The organism is Limoniibacter endophyticus (assembly GCF_014652835.1).
Lineage (GTDB): Bacteria > Pseudomonadota > Alphaproteobacteria > Rhizobiales > Rhizobiaceae > Limoniibacter > Limoniibacter endophyticus.
In genome coordinates, this window is record NZ_BMZO01000024.1 from 1 (window position 1) to 602 (window position 602).

A 602-nucleotide genomic window follows, 5' to 3' on the forward strand; every position below is an offset into this window, starting at 1 on the left:
TGCAGGAGATGCTGGCTGAACGCGGAGTGAATGTCGATCACTCCACGATTTACCGCTGGGTTCAGCGTTATGCGCCTGAAATGGAAAAACGGCTGCGCTGGTACTGGCGTAACCCTTCCGATCTTTGCCCGTGGCACATGGATGAAACCTACGTGAAGGTCAATGGCCGCTGGGCGTATCTGTACCGGGCCGTCGACAGCCGGGGCCGCACTGTCGATTTTTATCTCTCCTCCCGTCGTAACAGCAAAGCTGCATACCGGTTTCTGGGTAAAATCCTCAACAACGTGAAGAAGTGGCAGATCCCGCGATTCATCAACACGGATAAAGCGCCCGCCTATGGTCGCGCGCTTGCTCTGCTCAAACGCGAAGGCCGGTGCCCGTCTGACGTTGAACACCGACAGATTAAGTACCGGAACAACGTGATTGAATGCGATCATGGCAAACTGAAACGGATAATCGGCGCCACGCTGGGATTTAAATCCATGAAGACGGCTTACGCCACCATCAAAGGTATTGAGGTGATGCGTGCACTACGCAAAGGCCAGGCCTCAGCATTTTATTATGGTGATCCCCTGGGCGAAATGCGCCTGGTAAGCAGAGTT

1 protein-coding gene is annotated in these 602 nt (G+C 54.2%); it reads left to right on the plus strand.

The features are described 5' to 3' along the window. On the plus strand, positions 1-602 hold a 602-nt coding region (locus tag IE151_RS17595), incomplete at both ends, for an IS6-like element IS26 family transposase (protein ID WP_189493047.1).